Here is a 19,956-nt window from a genome sequence, read left to right as displayed (position 1 = left end):
TCGATTCCCGCGCCGCGTTAACCCGGCGTTATGACCACACCTGCTATTGGGTGAAGGTTACAGCTCTCCCGAACTGGAACCGCTGCGCCGTGGTGTCGTCCATCTCGTTTCTCACCGCCACTCAGATTGCCGGACTTACGGTCACGGCGGTGCAGTCGTTGTCGTCGACCTCGCTCTCGGCGCTCAACGCCACCCAGGTCCGGGCCTTCTCCGTCACCGGCATCCAGTCGCTCTCCTCCACCCAGGTCGGCCAGTTGGGCACCACCCAGACGGCGGCGCTGACCACGACCCAGATTCAGGCGCTGGGTCCGACGCAGATGGGTTTTTCCGCCACCCAGTTGGCGGTCCTGAGCGCCGCCCAGGTCGATGCCTTCGACGCCGCCGAGATCGCGGTGCTGTCCACCCAGCAGATCCGGGGATTGACCGTCACCGAGGTCGGGGCGCTGAACACCACGCAGATAGCCGTTCTGGCTTCGTCGCAACTGGCGGCGCTGACGGCAAGCCAGATGCGCGGCATGACCTCCACCCAGTTGAACGCCATCACCACCACCCAGATGGCCGGCCTGACCGTCACCCATCTGGGCATGCTGAACGCGACCCAGATCAGCGGCTTGACCACGGCGCAACTGGGCGACCTGTCCACCACCCAGGTCACCGGATTTTCCTCGGCCGGCGTGGCCGGCCTTTCCACCACCCAGCTGACCTCGCTGAGCTCCACCCAGCTGGCCCGGTTGACGGCCACTCAGATCAAGGGACTGAGCTCGACCCAGGCGGCGGCGCTGGACACCACCCGGTTGGGAGCCTTGACCGCCACCCAGATCGGCGGACTGACCGTCACCCAGGTCCGGACCCTGACGACCACGGTGGTGGCGAATCTGACCTCCACCCAGGTGGTGGCCCTGTCCGTCGCCCAGATCGCCGCCCTGACCACCACCCAGGTCGGCGGCATGGAGACCACCGATCTGGCCGCCCTGACCACCACCCAGGTGGCGGCGCTGGAGCGCACCGATCTGGGAGCCATATCCACCACCCAGTTGGCCAGCCTGACGGCGACGCAATTGGGGGCGCTGACCGCCACCAACGTGACCGGCCTGACCACCACTCAGGTGGCCGCCCTGTCCACCACCCAGATCGGCGGCCTGATCAGCACTCAGGTCGGCATGCTGACCGCCACCCAGATCGGCGGACTGACCACCACGGGGCTGGCGGCCGTCAACACCACCCAGTTGAACCAGCTGTCGGCCACCAGCTTGCGGGCGCTGTCCACCACCCAGGTCCTGGCGCTGTCCACCACCCAGATCGGCGGACTGAGCATCACCCAGGTGCCGCAGTTGACCACCACCCAACTGGCGGCGGTCACCACGACCCAGTTGGCGGCGCTGACCTCCACCCAGACGGTGCGCCTGACGGCCGTCCAGATGGCGGGCCTGACCACCACCGACGTGGCGGCGCTGTCCACCACCCAGTTGAGCGGCCTGACCGCCGCCGGCATCGCGGGGCTGAGCACGACGCAGATCGGGGCGGTTTCCACCACCCAGGTGGCGGCCCTGTCGGTCACCCAGATGGGCGGCCTGACCCTGACCCAGGTGGCCGGACTGAGCACCACTCAGTTGTCGGCGTTGAGCTCCACCCAGATCAATCGCCTCAGCATCAGCCAGATGCGCGGGTTGAGCACCACCGACATGGCCGCGCTTTCGACGACGCAGTTGAACGGCCTGACCGCCGCCCAGATAAGCAGCCTGACCTCGGCCCAGTTGGGCGCGCTGTCCACCACCAGCCTGACGACGTTGACCACCACCCAGTTGAGCGGACTGGCCTCGGCCGTTCTGGTGGGCTTGACCTCCACCCAACTGACCTCCCTGACCACCACCCAGATGGCCGGGCTGAACGCCACCCAGGTGCGGGGATTTTCGGCCACGCAATTGGGGGTGTTTACCACCACCCAGGTCGCCGGGCTGTCCACCACCCAGGTCGCCGGACTGTCCACCACCCAGGTCAACGGCCTCGGCACCACCACCCTCGACGCGCTGACCACCACCCAGTTGCGCAGCCTCAGCGTACTGCAGGTCGCGGCGCTGTCGTCCTCGGGACTGGCGGGATTGACCACCACCGACCTCGCGGCGCTGACCACCATGCAGATGACCGGGCTGGAGGCGACGGACATCGCCGCCCTCGGCACCACGCAGGTCGGGGGGTTCTCCACCACCCAACTGGCGGCACTGACCGCGTCCCAGATCGGCGGCCTGTTCACTACCACCATCTCGGCACTGTCCACCACGCAGGTCCGCGGCCTGACCGTCACTCAGGTCGCGGCGCTGACCTCGAAGCAGATGGCGGCGCTCGATACCACCGATCTGGTCCAACTCTCCACCGGCCAGTTGGCCGGCCTGAGCGCCACGGCGACGGCGGCGCTCAGCACCACCCAACTGGGAGCGCTGGCCCCGACCCAGATTGGCGGATTCGCCGCCCTGGCCTTCGCCGCGCTCAGCAGCACCGATCTGGCCTCCCTGTCCACCACCCAGATCAGCGGTATTGCCGCATTCCAGCTGATGGCGCTGACCACCGCCCAGGTGCCCGGCCTCTCGACCACCGCCCTGGCCACCCTCGCCACGACCCAGGTGGCCGGCATGTCCGTGACCGGTCTGGCCGCACTGACCTCCACCCAGTTGAACGGCGTATCGACCACCCAGTTGACCGCCCTGACCGCCACCCAGGTGGGACGGCTGACCTCCACCCAGGTCGGCGCCCTGGACACCACGGGCCTGACCGCGCTGACCACCACCCAGGTGGGCGCGCTGTCCATCACCCAGGTGACGGCGATCACCACCACCGGCCTGGTGGCCATGTCCACCACCCAGATCAGCAGCCTGAAGCCCACGGCGATCGCCCAGCTCGCCACCACCAAGCTCGCCACGCTGACCACCACCCAGGTCGGCGGCCTGTCCTCCACCGCCATCGCCGCACTGAGCGCGTCCGGCATCGGCGCCCTGACCACCAGCCAGGTCGGGCAACTGAGCACCACCCAACTGGCGTCGATCACTGCCGCCAATGTGCGGGGCCTGACCACCACCGGGCTGAGCGCGCTGTCCATCACCCAGATGGGCGGCCTGACGGCCACCCTGGTTGCCGGCCTGACCGCCACCCAGCTCAACGGGCTATCCACCACCAGCCTGACGGCCCTGACCACCACCCAGATCGGCGGGCTGGTCGCCCTTCAATTGTCGGGGCTGAGCTCCACCCTGGTGAATGCACTGCCCTCCACCGATATCGCGGCCCTGACGGCGACCCAGATGCGCGCCCTGTCCGTCACCAATCTGGAAGCGCTCAGCACCACGCAACTGGGGGCGCTCGGCACCACCCAGATGGCCGCACTGAGCCCCACCCAGGTCCGTGGCCTGTCCACCACCACCCTGGCGGCCTTGTCCACCACCCAGGCGGCCGGGCTGTCCCTGGGCAGCGTGACGGCGCTCACCACCACTCAGTTGGCCGGCATCACCACCACGGCCATCGGCGCCTTCACCACCACCGGCATCGCCCAGCTAAGCTCCACGGCGGTAACCGCCCTGACATCGACCCAGATGTCGGCGCTGTCCACCACCCAGTTGTCCAGGATCAGCGCCACCGCCATCCAGGCGCTGACCACCACGGCCCTGACCAGCCTGTCCACCACCCAGGTCGGTGGACTGATCGCCAGCCAGATCGCCGTCCTGACCATCACTCAGATCGGCGGACTGACCTCCACCGAGGTGAGAGCCCTCTCCACCACCCAGATGGCGGCCCTGACCGCCACCGGCATCTCCGGCCTCAACACCACCCAGTTCGGGACGCTGAGCACCACCCAGGTGGCCAGCCTCTCCGGCGCCCAGGCTCGCGGGCTGGATTCCACCGATCTGGCCGCGCTGTCCACCACCCAGATCGGCAGCCTGACGGCCACCGTCCTGGGCTCCTTGTTCTCCACCGCCGCCGCGGGCCTCAACTCGGTCACGCTGGCGGCGCTGTCGACGACCCAGGTTCTCGGGCTGACCGCCACGACCCTGGTGACGCTCTCCACGGCCCAGTTGCAGGGCTTGACCACCACCCAGGTGGCGGCGCTCACCCCCACCCAGATCAGGGGATTGAGTTCGACCGGAATCGGCGGATTGACCACTACCCAGTTGGGCTCGGTGACATCGGCCCAGATGGGGTCGCTGACCACGGCTCAGTTGGCCGCCCTCAGTTCCACCGGCGTGGCGGGGTTGACCACCACCCAGATCGATGGGCTGACCGCCACCCTGATCGGGTCCATCCCCACGACCAGTCTGGCCGTGCTGAGCACCACCCAGATTCTGTCGCTGACCGCCACGCAGGCGGGAGGCTTCACCGCGACGCAGGTGGCGGCCATGGCCACCACCCAGATCGAGAGTCTGGTGGCTCTGTTCTAGGATTCTGTCTGTACGAAAAAGCTCCGCCTTTTCAGGGCTCAAGCGCCGCTCGGGCTTAAGAGTTCTTCGACGTCCCGATTCAGCTTGAGTGCGAAGATACCCTAGTTGGTCTTGGTGGTTCCCTTGACCGACTGCATCTCGGCGATCTTGGTGCGCATGGCACCCAGCAACCCGTCGATCTTGCCGCCATTGGCCTGAATCACCGCCGAGTACTCGTTGCGGTAGGTGATGGCCATGGAGGCTCCCTCGACCACCAGATCGACGACCCGGAGATCGGGCTCGCCCTTCTTCAGCTTCCACTGCAGATTGATCGGTGTCTGGTGATCGCGTTCGACCATGGATTCCACCACGATGCCACGTTCGCCATCGGGCATGGCGTTGGTCACCACATGACGCAGGTCGCCGCCGTAATCCTTGAAGCGGGTCGCCCAGGTCAGGACCACGATCTCCTCGAACGACTTGATGAATTCCTGCTGCTGCTCCGGCGTGGCGGCACGCCAGTGCCGGCCCAGGACGAACTTGCCGATCTCGGGCAGATCGACATCCGTGGTGAACTGGGTGCGGAAGCGCTGGCTGCGCTCGCCGTCCGAGATCCCCTTGGCGGTCATGGTCTCCATGGCCTTGCCGGCCAACTGGGCGACAAAGGCCTTGGGATCTGCCTCGGCGGCGGCGATGGGATTGAGCGCAAGGCCGAGAAAGAGCCCGACCAGGACGGCGAGAAAGAAACGACGGGAAATCATTGTCTTGTCCAGCTTATGGAATGTCACTGCGCCGACTGGGAAAGCTCTTCAACCTTGGAGACGCCGGAGAGCCCGGGAGCCGGGACCTTCTCCCCGCCGCCACGGCCATTCTTGATTTCCGAGGCGCGATACTGGCGATAGAGCGAACGCAGCGAGGCATAGTAGTCGAGCGAGGTCCGCTCGATCTCGTCCAGGGTATCGATCAGTGCCTCGCGCTTGTCCAGGCCGGTCATGCCCATGCGGGTATAGGTGATGTATTCCCTGCCGATATTGGCCATGGCCAGGTCGAAGGGGTCGGCGAACATCTCGGCCACCAGGCCGACGGTATCGCGGGGATTGGACGGCCCGAAGATGGGCAGCATCAGGAACGGACCCTCGCCCACGCCCCACACCGCCAGGGTCTGGCCCAAATCCTCCTCGTGCGGGGGGATGCCCGCCGGGGTGGCCACGTCGATGAAGCCGGCCAGGCCGAAGGTGCTGTTCAGCATGGCGCGGAAGAAGGTCTGCACCGCGCGGTCGGTCTCGCCCTGCAGCACGTCGTTGGCGAAGGTCAACGGACTGTTCAGGTTGGTCAGGACGTTGTGCACCCGCTCGCGGCCGAATTTCGGCATGACGGCGCGATAGCCCTCGGCCGCCGGCTTGATGGCGTACTTGTCGGCGGCGCGGTTGAAATCGAAGATCGCCCGGTTCATGGGCTCCAGCGGGTCGTTGACCTGCTCCCATTCGGCGACGGCTTCCGTGTCGTCGGCCGGCGGGGGCGTGGCGCAGCCGGCGACCAACGCCAGGGCGAGCACGGGGGCGACGAGGTGGGCGATGGTCCGGCGCGAGGCATTCATGGGCTACGTACCTTCTGTACCTTACGGTCTAAGGAAACGGGCGCGCAAAAGCATCGCCCGGACTCGGGAGCCACTCGCCCCTCCGTATTCCGAGGTATCACAGTCCCGATTTAATGGCTAGAGGGGAAAGGGAATTTCGCCCTCCGGGCACCGAATCCCGTGGCAATTCCGCATCATCCGGCAAACACCCGATGCCCCGGGGACAAAGAACGCTTCATATCCGCATAAAGATATGTTTATATGTTTTCAGAACTCGAACGGGAGCCCCTGTGGTGGAAACCTTGCTGACGGGATTGCGCGCCGCCGCCGAGCCGACCAGGCTTCGGCTGCTGCACCTGCTTGCCCAAGGCGAGCTGACCGTCACCGAGATCACCCAGATTCTCGGCCAGAGCCAGCCGCGCGTGTCGCGCCATCTGAAACTGATGTGCGAAGCCGGGCTGCTCGACCGCTTCCCCGAGGGAGCCTGGGTGTTCTACCGGCTGGCCGCCAAGGGACGCGGCGGCGCCGTGGCCCGCCGCCTGCTGGAATTGCTGCCCGAGGCGGGCGACCAGACCCTGACCCTCGACCAGCAGCGATTGTCGGCCATCCGCGCCGTGCGTGCCGACCGGGCCCAGGCCTATTTCCGCGACAACGCATCACGCTGGAACGAGATCCGCTCGCTGCAGGTGGACGAGGCCGAGGTGGAGAAGGCGCTGCTGGCCGTGTTCGCCGGGCGCCGCATCCACGATCTGGTGGACATGGGTACCGGTACCGGCCGGGTGCTGGAGGTGCTGGGCCCCCATGTGGAGCGCGCCATCGGCATCGATCTGTCGCGCGAGATGCTGAGCGTCGCCCGCACCAACCTGGAACGGCTGTCACTCAGCAATTGCATGGTGCGCCAGGGCGACATCGCCCAGCTTCCCCTGCCGGCCGCCACCGCCGACGCGGTGACCATCCATCAGGTGCTGCACTACGCCACCGATCCCGCCGCCCTGGTGGCCGAGGCCGCCCGCGTGCTGGAGCCCGGCGGCAGGCTGGCCATCGTCGATTTCGCCCCCCACGGCGAAGAAGCGTTGCGCGACCAGCACGCCCACCGCCGCCTGGGGTTCGAGGATGCCGAGGTGGAAGGCTGGCTGCGCGCTGCCGGGCTGGAGCCCGGCCCGGTATCCCGCCTGCCCGGCAAGCCCCTGACCGTGGTGGTCTGGACCGCCCACAAACCCCATCCGCACATCAAGTCCACAGGAGCGACGCGTTGAGTCTCCCCCGTTCCGAACTTCCCATCGCCGCCGCCAGCCGCAAGCCGGTCAGCGTCTCGTTCGAGTTCTTTCCCCCCAAGACCGACAAGATGCAGCAATCGCTGTGGGAGTGCATCGAACGCCTGGCCCCCCTGGCGCCGCAATTCGTCTCGGTGACCTATGGCGCCGGCGGCACCACGCGGGAGCGGACCCACGAGACCGTGGTGCGCATCGCCCGCGAGACCAGGCTCAAGCCCGCCGCCCATCTCACCTGCGTCGGCCACGCCAAGGGCGAGGTGGACGACATCGCCCGGCGCTACTGGGACGAGGGTATCCGCCACATCGTCGCCCTGCGCGGCGACATGCCCGACGGTCAGGCCTATGTGGCCCATCCCCAGGGCTATGCCTATGCCGTCGATCTGGTGGCGGGCTTAAAGCGCATCGCCGATTTCGAGATTTCGGTGGCCGCCTATCCCGAGACCCATCCCGACGCCCCCTCGGCGGGGTTCGATCTGGACAATCTGAAGCGCAAGATCGACGCCGGCGCCAACCGGGCCATCAGCCAGTACTTCTTCGATCCGGCGGTGTTCCTGGCCTTCCGCGAGCGCGCCGCCCAGGCCGGCATCACCGTGCCGATCCTGCCCGGCATCCTGCCGGTGACCAACTTCGCCCAGGTGCAGAAGTTCTCCGCCGCCTGCGGCGCCAGCATCCCCGGCTGGATGGCCGACCTGTTCCAGGGCCTGGACGACGACCCGGAAACCCGCCGTCTGGTGGCCGCCACCATGGCCGCCGAGCAATGCCGCATCCTGGCCGCCGAGGGGGTGGAGCAGTTCCACTTCTACACCCTGAACCGCGCCGACCTGGCCTATGCCATCAGCCACATCCTGGGCGTGCGGCCGAAGGCGGCCGGCTGATTTTTCGCGTCATCGCCGGGCTTGATCCGGCGATCCATGGATGCCCGGGGCAAGCCCGGGCATGACGATTTCGAAGGAAGACCACCGATGACCAACATTCTCGATCATCTCTCCCAGCGTGTTCTCCTGTGCGACGGCGGCACCGGCGCCCTGGTGCAGGCCATGAACCTGTCCGTGGAAAAGGATTTCCAGGGGCTGGAGAACTGCACCGAGATCCTGGTCAAGTCGCGGCCCGACGTGATCCGCGGCATCCATGCCCGCTATTTCGAGGCCGGCGCCGACATGGTGGAGGCCGACACCTTCGGCGCCTCGCCCATCACGCTGGCCGAGTTCGGCATCGCCGACCGGGCGCACGAACTGAATCAGGCGGCCATCGAACTGGCCTGGGAAGCCGCCGAACAGTTCAAGGGCGATGGCCGCACCCGCTTTGTCCTGGGCGCCATCGGGCCGGGCACCAAGCTGCCCAGCCTGGGCCATATCGGCTATGACGCGTTGGAAGCCGCCTACGTCATTCAGGCGGCGGGCCAGATCGCCGGCGGCGTCTCCGCCTTCCTGGTGGAGACCTGCCAGGACCCGCTGCAGATCAAGGCCGCCGTCAACGGCTGCAAGATCGCCAACGCCGCCGCCGGCACCGATGTTCCCATCTTCGTGCAGGTGACGGTGGAGACCACCGGCACCCTGCTCGTCGGCGCCGACATCGCCGCCGCCGCCACCGTGGTGCAAAGCCTGGACGTGCCCTTGATGGGCCTCAACTGCGCCGCCGGACCGCAGGAGATGGGCGAACACTTCAAGTGGCTGATCGAGAACTGGACCGGCTTCGTCTCCATCCAGCCCAATGCCGGCCTGCCCGAACTGGTGGACGGCCAGACCCGCTATCCCCTTCTGCCCGCCGAACTGGCCATCTGGCACGAGCGTTTCGTCGCCGCCGGCGCCAATCTGCTGGGTGGCTGCTGCGGCACCACGCCGCCCCATATCAGCGCCACCAACGAGATGCTGAAGCGCATCGGCAACGGCTATCGTCCCGCCCCGGTGAAACGCTCCGTCCACTGGGTTCCCTCGGTGGCGTCGCTCTATACCCAGGTACCGCTGCGCCAGGAAAACGCCTTCCTGTCCATCGGCGAGCGCTGCAACGCCAACGGCTCGAAGAAATTCCGCGACCTGCAGGATGCCGAGGACTGGGACGGCATCACCGCCATCGCCCGCGAGCAGGTCAAGGAAGGCAGCCACACGCTCGACGTCTGCACCGCCTTCGTCGGCCGCAACGAGGTCTCCGACATGACCGAGGTAGTGAGCCGCCTGCGTGGCGCCGTCACCACGCCGCTGGTCATCGATTCCACCGAGCTGCCGGTTCTCGAGGCCGGTCTCAAGCTCTATGGCGGCAAGGCCATCCTCAACTCCATCAATTTCGAGAACGGCGAGAAGGATGCCGCCGACCGCCTCAAGCTGGCCAGGAAGTTCGGCGCCGCCGTGGTGGCGCTGACCATCGACGAGGAGGGCATGGCCAAGGATGCGGCCGCCAAGCTGCGCATCGCCAGACGCCTCTACGACTTCGCGGTGAACCAGCACGGTCTGCCGGCCAGCGACCTGCTGTTCGACCCGCTGACCTTCACCATCTGCACCGGCAACGAGGATGACCGCAAGCTGGCGGTGGAAACCCTCGACGCCATCGAGATGATCGTCAAGGACCTGCCCGAATGCGGCATCGTGCTCGGCCTGTCCAACGTGTCGTTCGGCCTGAAGCCGGCGGCCCGGCAGGTGCTGAACTCGGTGTTCATCGACCATGCCATCAAGCGCGGCATGACCGGCGCCATCGTCCACGTCTCCAAGATCGTGCCGCTGCACACCCTGCCCGAGGAAGAGGTCAAGGCCGCCGAGGACCTGATCTATGACCGCGATCCCCAGGCGTTGTCGCGCTACATCGCCCTGTTCGGCGACCGCAAGGCCTCCGAGGTCAAGAAGGAGCGCCCGGCCAAGGCCGAGGACCGCCTCAAGCAGCGCATCATCGACGGCGACCGCACCGGCCTGGAAGACGATCTGGCCCAGGTGATGGCCGAGGGCTGGAAGCCGCTGGACATCATCAACACCCTGCTGCTGGACGGCATGAAGGTGGTGGGTGAGCTGTTCGGCTCGGGCAAGATGCAGTTGCCCTTCGTGCTGCAATCGGCGGAGACCATGAAGGCTTCGGTCTCCTTCCTCGAGCCCCATATGGAAAAGGCCGAGGGCCAGCAAAAAGCCACCATGGTCCTGGCCACCGTGAAGGGCGACGTCCACGACATCGGCAAGAATCTGGTGGACATCATCCTGACCAACAACGGCTACAAGGTGATCAACATCGGCATCAAGCAGCCGGTGACCGAGATCATCAAGGCCGCCAGGGAGCACAAGGCCGACGCCATCGGCATGTCCGGCCTGCTGGTCAAGTCCACGGTGATCATGCGCGAGAATCTGGAGGAGCTGACCACCGCCGGCATCGACGTGCCCGTGCTGCTGGGCGGCGCGGCGCTCACCCGCAAGTACGTGGAGGAGGATTGCACCAAGGCCTACGGCTCGGGCCGGGTGGCCTATGCGCGCGACGCCTTCGACGGCCTCGACCTGATGGCCAAGGTGGCCGACGGCGGTTTCGACGATCATGTGGCGGCCAAGGCGGCCAATCCCCACCGCCCCGGCTCTCCCAGCCGCACGTTGGGCGAGGCCGCCCAGCCCGCCACCCGTCCGGTGGATTGGGACGAGATCAACCTGCGCCGCGCCGAGCTGCACAAGGACGTGCCCGCCCCGGTCCCGCCGTTCTGGGGCGCCCGGGTGATCGAGTCGGCGCCGCTGCAGAACCTGATCCCCTTCCTTAACGAGACCATGCTCTACCAGTTCCACTGGGGCTATCGGAAGCAGGGCAAGTCCCTGGAGGAATTCAAGACCTGGGCCCACAAGGAAATCCGCCCCATCGCCATGGACATGCTCAAGCGCTGCGCCAAGGAGGAGATCCTGCGGCCCCAGGCGGTCTACGGCTACTGGAAGGCGGCCAGCGACGGCGATTCCGTGGTCCTCTTCGCCGAGGACGGCAAGACCGAGGTGGCCCGTTTCCCCTTCCCGCGCCAGGCCAAGGAAGGGGGCCTGTGCATCGCCGACTTCTTCCGCCCCATCGGCGACAGCGTGCGCGACGTCATCGGCCTGCAGGTGGTGACCATGGGCAAGCGTGCCACCCAAGTGGCGCAGGAGTGGTTCAAGGCCGACAAGTACCAGGATTACCTCTACCTGCACGGCCTGTCGGTGGAGATGGCCGAGGCCATGGCCGAATACGTCCACAAGCGCATCCGCTCGGAACTGGGCTTCGCCGCCGAGGACGCCGCCGACATGGACCGGCTGCTGAAGCAGAACTATCGCGGCTCGCGCTTCTCGTTCGGCTATCCCGCCTGCCCGCGCGTCGAGGACCAGACCCAGTTGCTGGCCCTGCTGGGCTCGGAGCGTATCGGGGTGACGCTGTCCGAGGAGTTCCAGTTGGAGCCGGAACAGTCCACCTCGGCCATCGTCACGGTGCATCCGCAGGCCAAGTACTTCAGCGTGTGAACACCGTCGCCACTCGTCACCCCCGGGCTTGACCCGGGGGTCCCACGCTGTTTCGCCGGAATGCTCTGGGAAACAAAGTGTGGAGTTGCGCCGCGTGGATGGCCGGGCCAAGCCCGGCCATGACGATGAAAGACCGGGTACCCGTGCGGCAAACGCAGCGCGGGTGAAGGATTTTCCTTTGACCTCCCCTTTTGTTCGCGTTGAGATGCCCCGGTCCCTTTCATTGGAGGTGCCGGTCATGGCCTTGTCGTCCCTGTTGCGAAATGCCCTGGTGGGTGCCGTCCTGGTGTTGTCCGCCGCCGCTCCGGCCTTGGCCGAACCGCCGGCCCAGCGCGCCGATCAGGTGGGCGGCTGGCACCGCTTCAAGCTGGGCGGTTTCCAGGTGACGGCGCTCTATGACGGCTATATCGACCTGGACCGCAAGACCCTGCTGGGCACCGAGGCCAAGACGGTGGAGGCCCTGCTGTCGCGCATGTTCGTCGATTACGGCAAGGGCATGCAGACGGCGGTCAACGCCTATCTGGTCCATACCGGCTCGCGCCTGGTACTGGTGGATGCCGGCACCGCCAAGGCCTTCGGCCCGACGCTGGGCTACATCCTCGAGAATATCAAGGCGGCGGGCTACGATCCGGCCCAGGTGGATACGGTGCTGCTCACCCATCTGCATCCCGACCATGCCTACGGCCTGCTGACCCCGGACGGCGCCGTCGCCTTCCCCAATGCCCAGGTGTGGGTCGACAAGGACGAGGCCGGTTACTGGCTGGACGAGGCGGTGGCCGCCAAGGCACCCCAGGCCATGCAGGGCATGTACAAGCTGGCCCGCGACGCCGTGGCGCCCTACAAGGCCGCCGGCCGCTTCAGGACCTTCAGCGGCCAGGCCGACCTGCCGGCCGGCATCGCGGCCGTCGCCACCCACGGCCACACGCCCGGCCACACCTCCTATCTTTTCACCTCCCAGGGCCAGAGCCTGCTGGTGCTGGGCGATCTGGTACACAGCCACGCCACCCAGTTCGCCCGCCCCGACATCGCCTTCGAATACGACAGCGACAAGGCCCAGGCGGTGAAGACACGCAAGCAGGTCTTCGCCGATGCCGCGAAGCAGCGCCTGTGGGTGGCCGGCGCCCATCTGCCCTTCCCCGGCATCGGCCACATCCGCGCCGAGGGCAAGGCCTTCGCCTGGGTGCCGCTGGAATACAGCCCGATCCGCAGCGATCGATAGGCGGATGGCATGGAGAGGGGGACGCCCCTCTCCATTTCCCGTTGACCCGCCCACCGCACCCGCTATGATCCGCCCACCATTCTTGCGGTGCCCCAGTGGCGGAATGGTAGACGCGGCAGACTCAAAATAACTAGCAGCTATCTTTTAGCCGCATTAACACATTGTAATAACAGCGTTTTATAGCTCTTGATCTTTCTGCACAATCATAGCACATTTTTGCACAAACGTGCAGTTCCTCTCCGCTTTGCGCATTGCGGCCAAACTTCCGGTGTGCTAGACGTTCAGGCTCTGCACGACCCAACGTGCCCCGTTGGCGGAATTGGTAGACGCACCGCACTCAAAATAGATCTCCCCCAGTCTAATAGCGGAAATATCTCGCAGAATTACGCGATTTTTGATCCATTGACGTAATCGCACACATATAGCACACTTTGCACACTCGGCAGTTCGCATTGCGCATTGCGGCCCTTAGGCCGCTGTGTTAGATGTTCGCGCTGCTGCGCAGGACATATTGCCCGTCTGTCGGAATTGGTAGACGAACACGACTCAAAATCGTGCGCCGTAAGGCATCCCGGTTCGAGTCCGGGGACGGGCACCAACTCATACGGTTGGGATCGCAGCACGTGCCCAAACGCATCGAAGACCCTTGGCGTAAGATGCGCGACGGCAATGTCGTGCTCAAGATGCGAAAGGGCTCCTCATACTGGCAAGCCCATTTGAAGGTGCGCGGCGAGTGGCTGCGCCTTTCCACCGGCACCAGCGATCTCCGTCAAGCCGCCCAATGGGCCTGCGATCAGTACGACGACATGATGTACCGCGTGCGGCACAATCAGGTGCCGCGCACCAAGCTGGTGCGGGACGCGACGGCACAGTACCTGAAAGAGCTTGAGACTGGCACGCTCGCCAGTGCCGAAGACTATCGCTGCACAATCAGGAAATGGGTCGATCCTTTCCTCGGCGGCAAGAAGCTAGACGACCTAAGCCATCAAGACCTTATGGCCTGGAATGCCTGGAAACGGGAAAAGCACGGCAAGCCGTTCGTCAAATCCACCATCACCAGCCACAACGCCTGCCTTCACAACGTGCTCAAGCTTGCCGTCCGTTATGGCTGGCTCAATGAATGGCAGATTCCGAAGATGCCGAATGACGGCGAGGCTGGCCTCCGTCGTCCGCACTTCGACGAGGACGAGATTGCCCTCTTGCTGATCCGGATGTGGGAGCTGATCCCCCAAGGGCGGAAACAGCGCACCCGCGAAATTCGGCAACTCCTCTACTACTACGTCATCATCCTGCTGCTGACCGGAGCCCGTCCAGGCAAGGAGTTGGACAATCTGCGATGGCGGCATGTGGATGTGGCTTGGGAACACGGCGGCCAAAAGTACGTAAAGCTGACCATCACCGCCGGCAAGACCATCAAATACAGCAAGGTGCGGCAGCGGGTGATCACCGCCCCGGCCAGCGTCGCCGCCCAACCGTTCAAGGCGTTGATGGCATGGCAGGGCGCGGACAAGACCCCCGATGATTTCGTTTTCCGCTTGCCCGATGGAACATTGCCGGGAAACGTGCAGCACAGTTTCCAAACGATCCTCAAGAACATCGGCATGCTGTGGGACAAGGGCGATCCGCCGTCGCGCCGCACGCTCTATTCCCTGCGCCATAGCTACGCGACGACGCAGATCGTCCACGGCACGATGTCGCTGATCGAGTTGGCGACCCACATGGGAACCAGCGTCGCCATGCTGGAGCAGCATTACGCGCATCTGGGGCCGCTGACGATTGCCCCGAAGGCGGCTGCAAACGCCATGCTGATCAGCCCGCATGTTGCTGCTGGCGCATTTGGCGTCGGACAACCCCACGATACCAGCAAGAAGCGGCAGAGGTCCGAAACTCGCAAAGCCCCTCCCGCAATCCCGAAGAGCTTGGCCGCCGCGCTGGCCGAGACAGAGGATTAATCCCTTCCGCGCCTCGGCGCAGCCCTGTCGCGCTCGCACGCTGCTCATCGTGAGATGCCCTGCTACCAGGGGCGCTGGAGCAGGCAAGAGCAGCCCGTAGACGCCCTCCGCGTCCCGCCGCTATAGCAGCAGTCCCGGGCGCAACGCCCAATCCCGGAAACGTGCCCGCGCAACAGCGAGGGCCGCATGGACCGGACGGAACGTATCGCCGAACTGAACGACCGGCGTCGCCGGGACCACAGTTACGGCAAGGTGGTGATCACCAGGGGCATTCAGGCACTCGGCCACCAGGCTGTCATGGAGGTGCTCACTGCCGTCGCCGCGTTTTCCGATTTCACCCCCGACAACGACCCCTACGGCGAGCACGATTGCGCGGTGATGACCGTAGGGGACCATCGTGTCATTTGGAAGATCGACTACTACGACCCGGACCTGAACTTTGCCTCCGACGATCCGGCAAACCCTGCCGTGACCATCCGCGTGCTGACGATCATGCTCGCCGACGAATACTGATCGGGCTAGGTTCTGTACCTATAAACAGGATTCCCATTGAGGCGCGGTTGTGATTCAAACTCCGAAACTTGGGAGTTTGGTCATGGCCCGCTTCGACCTTTCGGAAAAGGAATGGGAAATCATCGCGCCGCTGCTGCCGAACAAGCCGCGTGGCGTGCCCCGAACCGATGATCGCCGGGTGCTCAACGGCATCTTCTACATCCTGCGGACGGGTTCGCCGTGGCGCGATTTGCCTGAACGCTACGGCCCCTACACGACCGCATACAATCGCTTCAATCGCTGGGCGAAGGCAGGCGTTTGGCTGAACATTTTCGAGGCGTTGGCGGCACAATCGCCACAGTCGCTGCAATTCATCGACAGTTCGATCATCCGTGCCCACCAGCATGCCGCTGGGGGTAAAAAGGGGGCGCGGATAACGCCATCGGCCGTTCTCGTGGAGGACTGAGCACCAAAATCCACGCCATCGTGGACGAGTGCGGCTTGCCGGTAAAACTACTGCTGACGCCGGGCCAGGCCTCGGACAAGGCGGCGGCGCCAGCCATGCTTGAGGGCTTGCCGACCGCCCAGGCATTTGTCGGTGACCGTGGCTACGACTGGCAGGCGCTGGTTGATCTGGTCAAATCCAAGGGCGGCTGCGCCCACATCCCAACCCAGCGCGACCGCAAGGTCCAACGCTCCGTCGATCATGGGCTTTACCGGAAACGGAACCTCGTCGAACGGTTCTTCAATAAGCTGAAGCACTTCAGGCGAGTCGCGACGCGCTTCGACAAGTCGGCCAGGAATTTCCTCGCCGCAGTCATGCTCGCCTCAACCCGCCTGTGGATGCGGACTTATGAGTCCAGAACCTAGGTCCTACTCGGCACACCGCACCAACAAGTTCGCTTTTACCCAGTTGTATGAGAAGGCGACGCCCCATCTGCGGCCACGGAATGTAAGCAGGTAGGCCAAGATCATGCGGCTGCCTCCTCGCGCTCTTTGACGTAGCCCTCATAATGCGGGCCAGCAGCCTTGCCGGTGGCCTTAAGCGCCACTTGGAACTCCCCAAAGGCCTGGTCATCGACGAAGGCTACCAGCGGCGCGCCCTGGTCGTCATAAGACACGGTGAACAATTTGCCGGGTAACGGCTCGGAGTACAGGTGCCTGCCGTCCCAGACGCGATAGACGCAGGACACGCCCCATTTCTTGAACGCCCGGTAAGCCCCGAGCAGCGCGCTGTGCCAGCCCTCCTTCCAGCCCGCGAGCCCCGGCAACTTGTCCAGTTCGCTCCCGAATTCGCTGACCGCCACAGCGCGGACATAATATTTTGCGCCATCAATCTCCACCTCCCCGCGCCCGAACTTATGACGGTCGTTCCAGATAGAAATCTGACAGCCCTTGCGGGTCTTGGGCTGCTTCTTGGCCCGCGACACCACCTTGTAGTCGTCATGTGCCGCATCTGCAGAGCGAGGCGGCTGGCGAGCGTCGTAGTGCGAAGAAGGTGGCTCTGCCACGTTGGGCGCGTCAGCGCCGTAGTGCTGGCCGTCAGGCTCATGTTCGCAGTCGTTGTTGGCCACGTCTCCCGACGCGCGAGCGTCCAGGTCCGAACTACCTACTTTACATACCATACTTAAACTACTTAGCGGCTCGCGAAATCCCAGCGTTTCCGCCAGTCTGAGGCCCATTTTGGTTGGGTTCTGGTTGGGTTTTGGTTGGGTGTCGGTCAGGTTTTGGTTGGGTTCTGGTTGGGTTTCGGTTGGGTTCTGGTCGTGGTTCGGTCGGGTCTTGGGATGCGACTTCGACTTGTCGAGGAAGCCATATGCAGCGCGGAATCGCACACTCTGGTCCTTGGTCAGCACCAGCGACTTAAGGTTCAGATCCTTTCCGGTGTGCCGCGCCACGTTGGCGTTGAACCAGTCCAGCGTGCGGACCAGTCGACCAGTCGTAGCGAGTTCGAGAACGCAGTTGTTGAAATACCGCGCGAAGCGATGGTCGGCTTTCGCGATAACTTCCAGTTTGCGGAAGTAGTTAATATAGTTTGTCATTGAAAGCCCCTTAAAGACCAAAGCCCGCTGGCGTTGTTGAAGGGGACACAACTAAAACTGCCAGCGGGCTTGCCATGCTGCCTACCCCGTCGAGTGGCAGCTGAATTCATTTTCTTGTGTCCCGATGATATTTAGCGGTCGCCCTCGGCAATTTATTGAACCTCCGCGCAGGCCGAGGCCACCGGGGGTTCGTCCCGCGATAACCTGGCAAAATCGCCGCAAATCCACGTGCGATTCCAGCGGCTTAGTTGACCGCTAGAGCCGTCCGCGCTACCAACGTGCTGGACGCGTCCGATCTGAGGGGAAAATGACAAAAATCGAGGAAGCCCTGCTGATGATGGCAATGCAGGCCAAAGAAGGCCCGCGCGCCCAAGAGGCTTTCGTCAAGGCGCTCTACTGGCTTCACGAGCACACGCCCGAGCAACTAGAAAAGCACCTGCTCACGATGCTTACCCAAGACCTTATCGTGGGGTTTACCGACCGCGCGCAGCCTGAGTGGTCGCTGCCATACATCGGTCCCATGCCGGAAGGCGGATGGGGATACGCGCCGGGCGCAAAGCACACCGCTCCTCGCATAGAGCCCAAGCCGATCTGCGGCGAGAATGCGGACGACCTATATGTGTTCGACTTCCACGAGGCCGCGCGCGCGTTTTTGGACAACGAAACCGGTGCGGCGATTTACGAAGCAAGCAAGACCTGGCTCACGCCCCTCCACGCGACCTTCTTGGTGGAACTCATGATCTGGCTGGACATTTTGCCCGACGAACCATTCGAGCCGAGCGACATGATGCCGCCTTTCGTTTTCCTCTGAACGCGGCAGACGGCCAGCAGCGTTGTCGCCACTGGCCGTTCTTGTCGTCACCCGAATTTGAATTCCGGGATGTCCACTAAAGTCGGCATGCTTGCCACAAATTGGAACTCGGGGATGTCAACGAGCGTTAGCGGCTCCACCACCAGTTCTGGGGCGGGCGTGCAAGCCGTCACATTGACGGGACTACGTTTCGGTCGCCGGTCTTTGACGAATTTCGGTTCGCATCGCCTTGGGCCGGTGTCGATGTGCAGTAGGTCGAACCAGATCGAGCCGCCGGCTTTGCCGCATAGCGTCTTCTCGAAATAGTATGTTCGCCCGAACTGCGCCATGAGATTGCGCGGTACGTGCTCACACAACGCTATCGGGGTCAGACCGATAACGCCGGCATCCACTCCATACTCAAAGCCGTCCGAGCCGCGATATACGCCGTCGCCGGAAGCGGTCGGGAACGCAACAACATTCTGCCCGCTTACGGTCCCGATAGGACGTTCGAACCAATTGTTGCTCGCACCAAGTTCGTCCCATTGGTCGCCGGTGATGACCGTGCAAGGGTCGCCGACCCAGTAGTAGCCAGGCGGTACCACCACGGCCTTGTAGGTCGGGTGGTACGTCATGCGGGCGATGGCCTGCTCGCTCATTGCGCGGCCTCCGCGTATGGTGGCAACCTCTCGGGATATTTCGCGGCGTAGGCCTCGTATTCCTCGTCGGTCATGTCCTCGAACGCCTGAGGGGCATCTTTCCACGGGTTAAGGTCGGGCTCCTCCAGGCGCGTGCTGAGATCGCCTTTGCGCCCCATCATCCAATAGAGCATGGGGAGGTCGCCAACATCGCGCACGCGCTGCCGGCTATAGGACGTTTCCTCCACGTCGTACTGGAGAATGCTCAGTAAGTCGTTGACCACGTAGACGCAGACCCAATAGCCGTTTGCGGCGGCGAACTCGGTTAGGTCAGCAAGGTCGAGCCCCGTAACGCCGTTCCAATAAGCCTGCTCGAACTGCGACCAGATAATGTCGTCCATCGACTCTGCGTTCACAAGCGCATAGGCCTGCATAAGCCGAGCCATGGCCGGGTCGTGTTGCCACCACAGATCGCGCAAGATGGTGTTGCCATAAGCCGTCCAGAGGTCACGCATGGGCCACCTCCTTGCCCGCGAAGCCCTGATAGGAGGCGTTGAAGGCCTTGAGCGCGTCAGCAACCGTATCCTCGAAGGAAATGCTCTCGATGTCGTGCTGATTGACCAACCAGGCGCTCCAAGGCGCAGTGATCGCTACGCCTTCGGTGAGGCCGTATTTACGCATCGCCTCATGGAAGCAGACGGCCAAGATGTCGGCCGACGCGAACTCGTCGTAGTCCACAAAAACCGACTGCGCGTCGTGGACAAATTCGAAATTGTTGAACGACATAAGACCTTGATGGTCAGCGACGATGCGCTGTGCGACTTTGACAGTCTGCGCCCATTCGTCCGCGTCCTCGGGCTCCACCTCCGACATAAATTCGTCGTTGCCGTCCTCGATGTTCCAGACCAACCAATCCAAGTTGGCCGCATAGATAAACGCATCCGCAGGCCACTTGACCTGCGCCAAACAAAACATACCCATAGTTTTACCGGAAATTTTGGCCGCTGCCCTTGCCTCGGCCTCTTGTCGAAAACGACGATAGCCTGGGCGCGGGTGCCCGAGTCGATATGTTTTTCCACATACCGAAGTATAGGGCACTGCCGATCCTCCCTCGAATATTCATCCGGCTGCGGCTAG

Annotated in this window: 15 protein-coding genes and 1 tRNA gene; 10 read left to right on the top strand and 6 right to left on the bottom strand. The window is 64.2% G+C overall.

The window, feature by feature from the left end; all coding sequences use genetic code 11:
• Positions 1 to 89 precede the first annotated feature (89 nt).
• On the top strand, positions 90 to 4,421 hold the full coding sequence (locus tag CP958_RS13855; RefSeq protein ID WP_141400528.1) for a hypothetical protein: 4,332 nt from the start codon (positions 90 to 92) through the stop codon (positions 4,419 to 4,421).
• A gap of 101 nt (positions 4,422 to 4,522) precedes the next feature.
• Here the strand turns inward: CP958_RS13855 and CP958_RS13850 are convergent, their stop codons facing one another.
• The gene (locus CP958_RS13850) at positions 4,523 to 5,161 is read right to left on the bottom strand and encodes an ABC transporter substrate-binding protein (RefSeq protein WP_096702533.1); all 639 of its coding nucleotides are present in this window, start codon (positions 5,159 to 5,161) and stop codon (positions 4,523 to 4,525) included.
• Positions 5,162 to 5,184: 23 nt separating this feature from the next.
• Complete coding sequence (locus tag CP958_RS13845; protein ID WP_096702532.1) at positions 5,185 to 5,997, bottom strand: VacJ family lipoprotein; 813 nt, start codon at positions 5,995 to 5,997, stop codon at positions 5,185 to 5,187.
• A gap of 272 nt (positions 5,998 to 6,269) precedes the next feature.
• Between CP958_RS13845 and CP958_RS13840 the strand changes: the two genes are divergently transcribed.
• From CP958_RS13840 to CP958_RS13805, 8 genes are all read left to right on the top strand, one after another.
• A complete protein-coding gene (locus CP958_RS13840) occupies positions 6,270 to 7,232 on the top strand; it encodes a metalloregulator ArsR/SmtB family transcription factor (protein WP_096703034.1) in 963 nt (320 codons plus the stop codon).
• Positions 7,229 to 8,125 carry a methylenetetrahydrofolate reductase gene (gene metF, locus CP958_RS13835; RefSeq protein ID WP_096702531.1) on the top strand — a complete coding sequence of 299 codons (897 nt, stop codon included), beginning with the start codon at positions 7,229 to 7,231 and terminating at the stop codon, positions 8,123 to 8,125. The genes CP958_RS13840 and metF overlap by 4 nt, the downstream gene beginning before the upstream one ends.
• An 87-nt stretch (positions 8,126 to 8,212) precedes the next feature.
• On the top strand, positions 8,213 to 11,686 hold the full coding sequence (gene metH, locus CP958_RS13830; RefSeq protein ID WP_096702530.1) for a methionine synthase: 3,474 nt from the start codon (positions 8,213 to 8,215) through the stop codon (positions 11,684 to 11,686).
• Positions 11,687 to 11,924: 238 nt separating this feature from the next.
• Entirely contained in the window at positions 11,925 to 12,905 is a 981-nt protein-coding gene (locus tag CP958_RS13825) for an MBL fold metallo-hydrolase (RefSeq protein ID WP_096703032.1), read from the top strand.
• A gap of 513 nt (positions 12,906 to 13,418) precedes the next feature.
• Positions 13,419 to 13,503 (top strand) — tRNA-Leu (locus CP958_RS13820).
• A 25-nt stretch (positions 13,504 to 13,528) separates the two neighbouring features.
• A complete protein-coding gene (locus tag CP958_RS13815; protein WP_141400527.1) occupies positions 13,529 to 14,857 on the top strand; it encodes a hypothetical protein in 1,329 nt (442 codons plus the stop codon).
• A gap of 186 nt (positions 14,858 to 15,043) precedes the next feature.
• Positions 15,044 to 15,370: a DUF3768 domain-containing protein gene (locus CP958_RS13810; protein ID WP_096702528.1), complete on the top strand. Its 327-nt coding sequence runs from the start codon at positions 15,044 to 15,046 to the stop codon at positions 15,368 to 15,370.
• Between the two features lie 76 nt (positions 15,371 to 15,446).
• A protein-coding gene (locus CP958_RS13805) for an IS5 family transposase (protein WP_242442893.1) occupies positions 15,447 to 16,219 on the top strand; the annotation gives its coding sequence in 2 pieces (ribosomal slippage) (positions 15,447 to 15,777 and positions 15,777 to 16,219; 774 coding nt in all).
• Between the two features lie 101 nt (positions 16,220 to 16,320).
• Here the strand turns inward: CP958_RS13805 and CP958_RS13800 are convergent.
• Positions 16,321 to 17,391 (bottom strand): hypothetical protein, encoded by a 1,071-nt coding sequence (locus CP958_RS13800; protein WP_141400526.1) that lies wholly within the window; start codon positions 17,389 to 17,391, stop codon positions 16,321 to 16,323.
• A 307-nt stretch (positions 17,392 to 17,698) separates the two neighbouring features.
• Here CP958_RS13800 and CP958_RS13795 point away from each other — a divergent pair, with 307 nt between their 5' ends.
• On the top strand, positions 17,699 to 18,202 hold the full coding sequence (locus CP958_RS13795) for a hypothetical protein (protein WP_096702526.1): 504 nt from the start codon (positions 17,699 to 17,701) through the stop codon (positions 18,200 to 18,202).
• A gap of 47 nt (positions 18,203 to 18,249) precedes the next feature.
• Here CP958_RS13795 and CP958_RS13790 read toward each other — a convergent pair whose 3' ends face one another.
• From CP958_RS13790 to CP958_RS13780, 3 genes are read right to left on the bottom strand one after another with little or no spacing between them, the layout of a single operon-like run.
• The gene (locus CP958_RS13790; protein WP_096702525.1) at positions 18,250 to 18,840 is read right to left on the bottom strand and encodes a hypothetical protein; all 591 of its coding nucleotides are present in this window, start codon (positions 18,838 to 18,840) and stop codon (positions 18,250 to 18,252) included.
• Positions 18,837 to 19,334 carry a hypothetical protein gene (locus tag CP958_RS13785; protein WP_096702524.1) on the bottom strand — a complete coding sequence of 166 codons (498 nt, stop codon included), beginning with the start codon at positions 19,332 to 19,334 and terminating at the stop codon, positions 18,837 to 18,839. Before CP958_RS13785 ends, CP958_RS13790 begins: the two co-directional genes overlap by 4 nt.
• Positions 19,327 to 19,785 (bottom strand): hypothetical protein, encoded by a 459-nt coding sequence (locus tag CP958_RS13780; protein ID WP_141400525.1) that lies wholly within the window; start codon positions 19,783 to 19,785, stop codon positions 19,327 to 19,329. The genes CP958_RS13785 and CP958_RS13780 overlap by 8 nt, the downstream gene beginning before the upstream one ends.
• Between the last annotated feature and the right edge of the window lie 171 nt (positions 19,786 to 19,956).

The organism is Magnetospirillum sp. 15-1 (assembly GCF_900184795.1).
Classification (GTDB): domain Bacteria; phylum Pseudomonadota; class Alphaproteobacteria; order Rhodospirillales; family Magnetospirillaceae; genus Phaeospirillum.
Note: the sequence above shows the minus strand (reverse complement) of the source record. Positions and strands in the feature narration are given on the sequence as shown.

Excerpts from the sequence above, each read along its gene's own strand:
- CP958_RS13785 (WP_096702524.1), bottom strand. The coding sequence starts at position 19,334 with ATGCGTGACCTCTGGACGGCTTATGGCAACACCATCTTGCGCGATCTG.
- CP958_RS13810 (WP_096702528.1), top strand. The coding sequence starts at position 15,044 with ATGGACCGGACGGAACGTATCGCCGAACTGAACGACCGGCGTCGCCGG.
- CP958_RS13845 (WP_096702532.1), bottom strand. The coding sequence starts at position 5,997 with ATGAATGCCTCGCGCCGGACCATCGCCCACCTCGTCGCCCCCGTGCTC.
- CP958_RS13850 (WP_096702533.1), bottom strand. The coding sequence starts at position 5,161 with ATGATTTCCCGTCGTTTCTTTCTCGCCGTCCTGGTCGGGCTCTTTCTC.
- CP958_RS13825 (WP_096703032.1), top strand. The coding sequence starts at position 11,925 with ATGGCCTTGTCGTCCCTGTTGCGAAATGCCCTGGTGGGTGCCGTCCTG.
- CP958_RS13800 (WP_141400526.1), bottom strand. The coding sequence starts at position 17,391 with ATGACAAACTATATTAACTACTTCCGCAAACTGGAAGTTATCGCGAAA.
- metH (WP_096702530.1), top strand. The coding sequence starts at position 8,213 with ATGACCAACATTCTCGATCATCTCTCCCAGCGTGTTCTCCTGTGCGAC.
- CP958_RS13790 (WP_096702525.1), bottom strand. The coding sequence starts at position 18,840 with ATGAGCGAGCAGGCCATCGCCCGCATGACGTACCACCCGACCTACAAG.
- CP958_RS13795 (WP_096702526.1), top strand. The coding sequence starts at position 17,699 with ATGACAAAAATCGAGGAAGCCCTGCTGATGATGGCAATGCAGGCCAAA.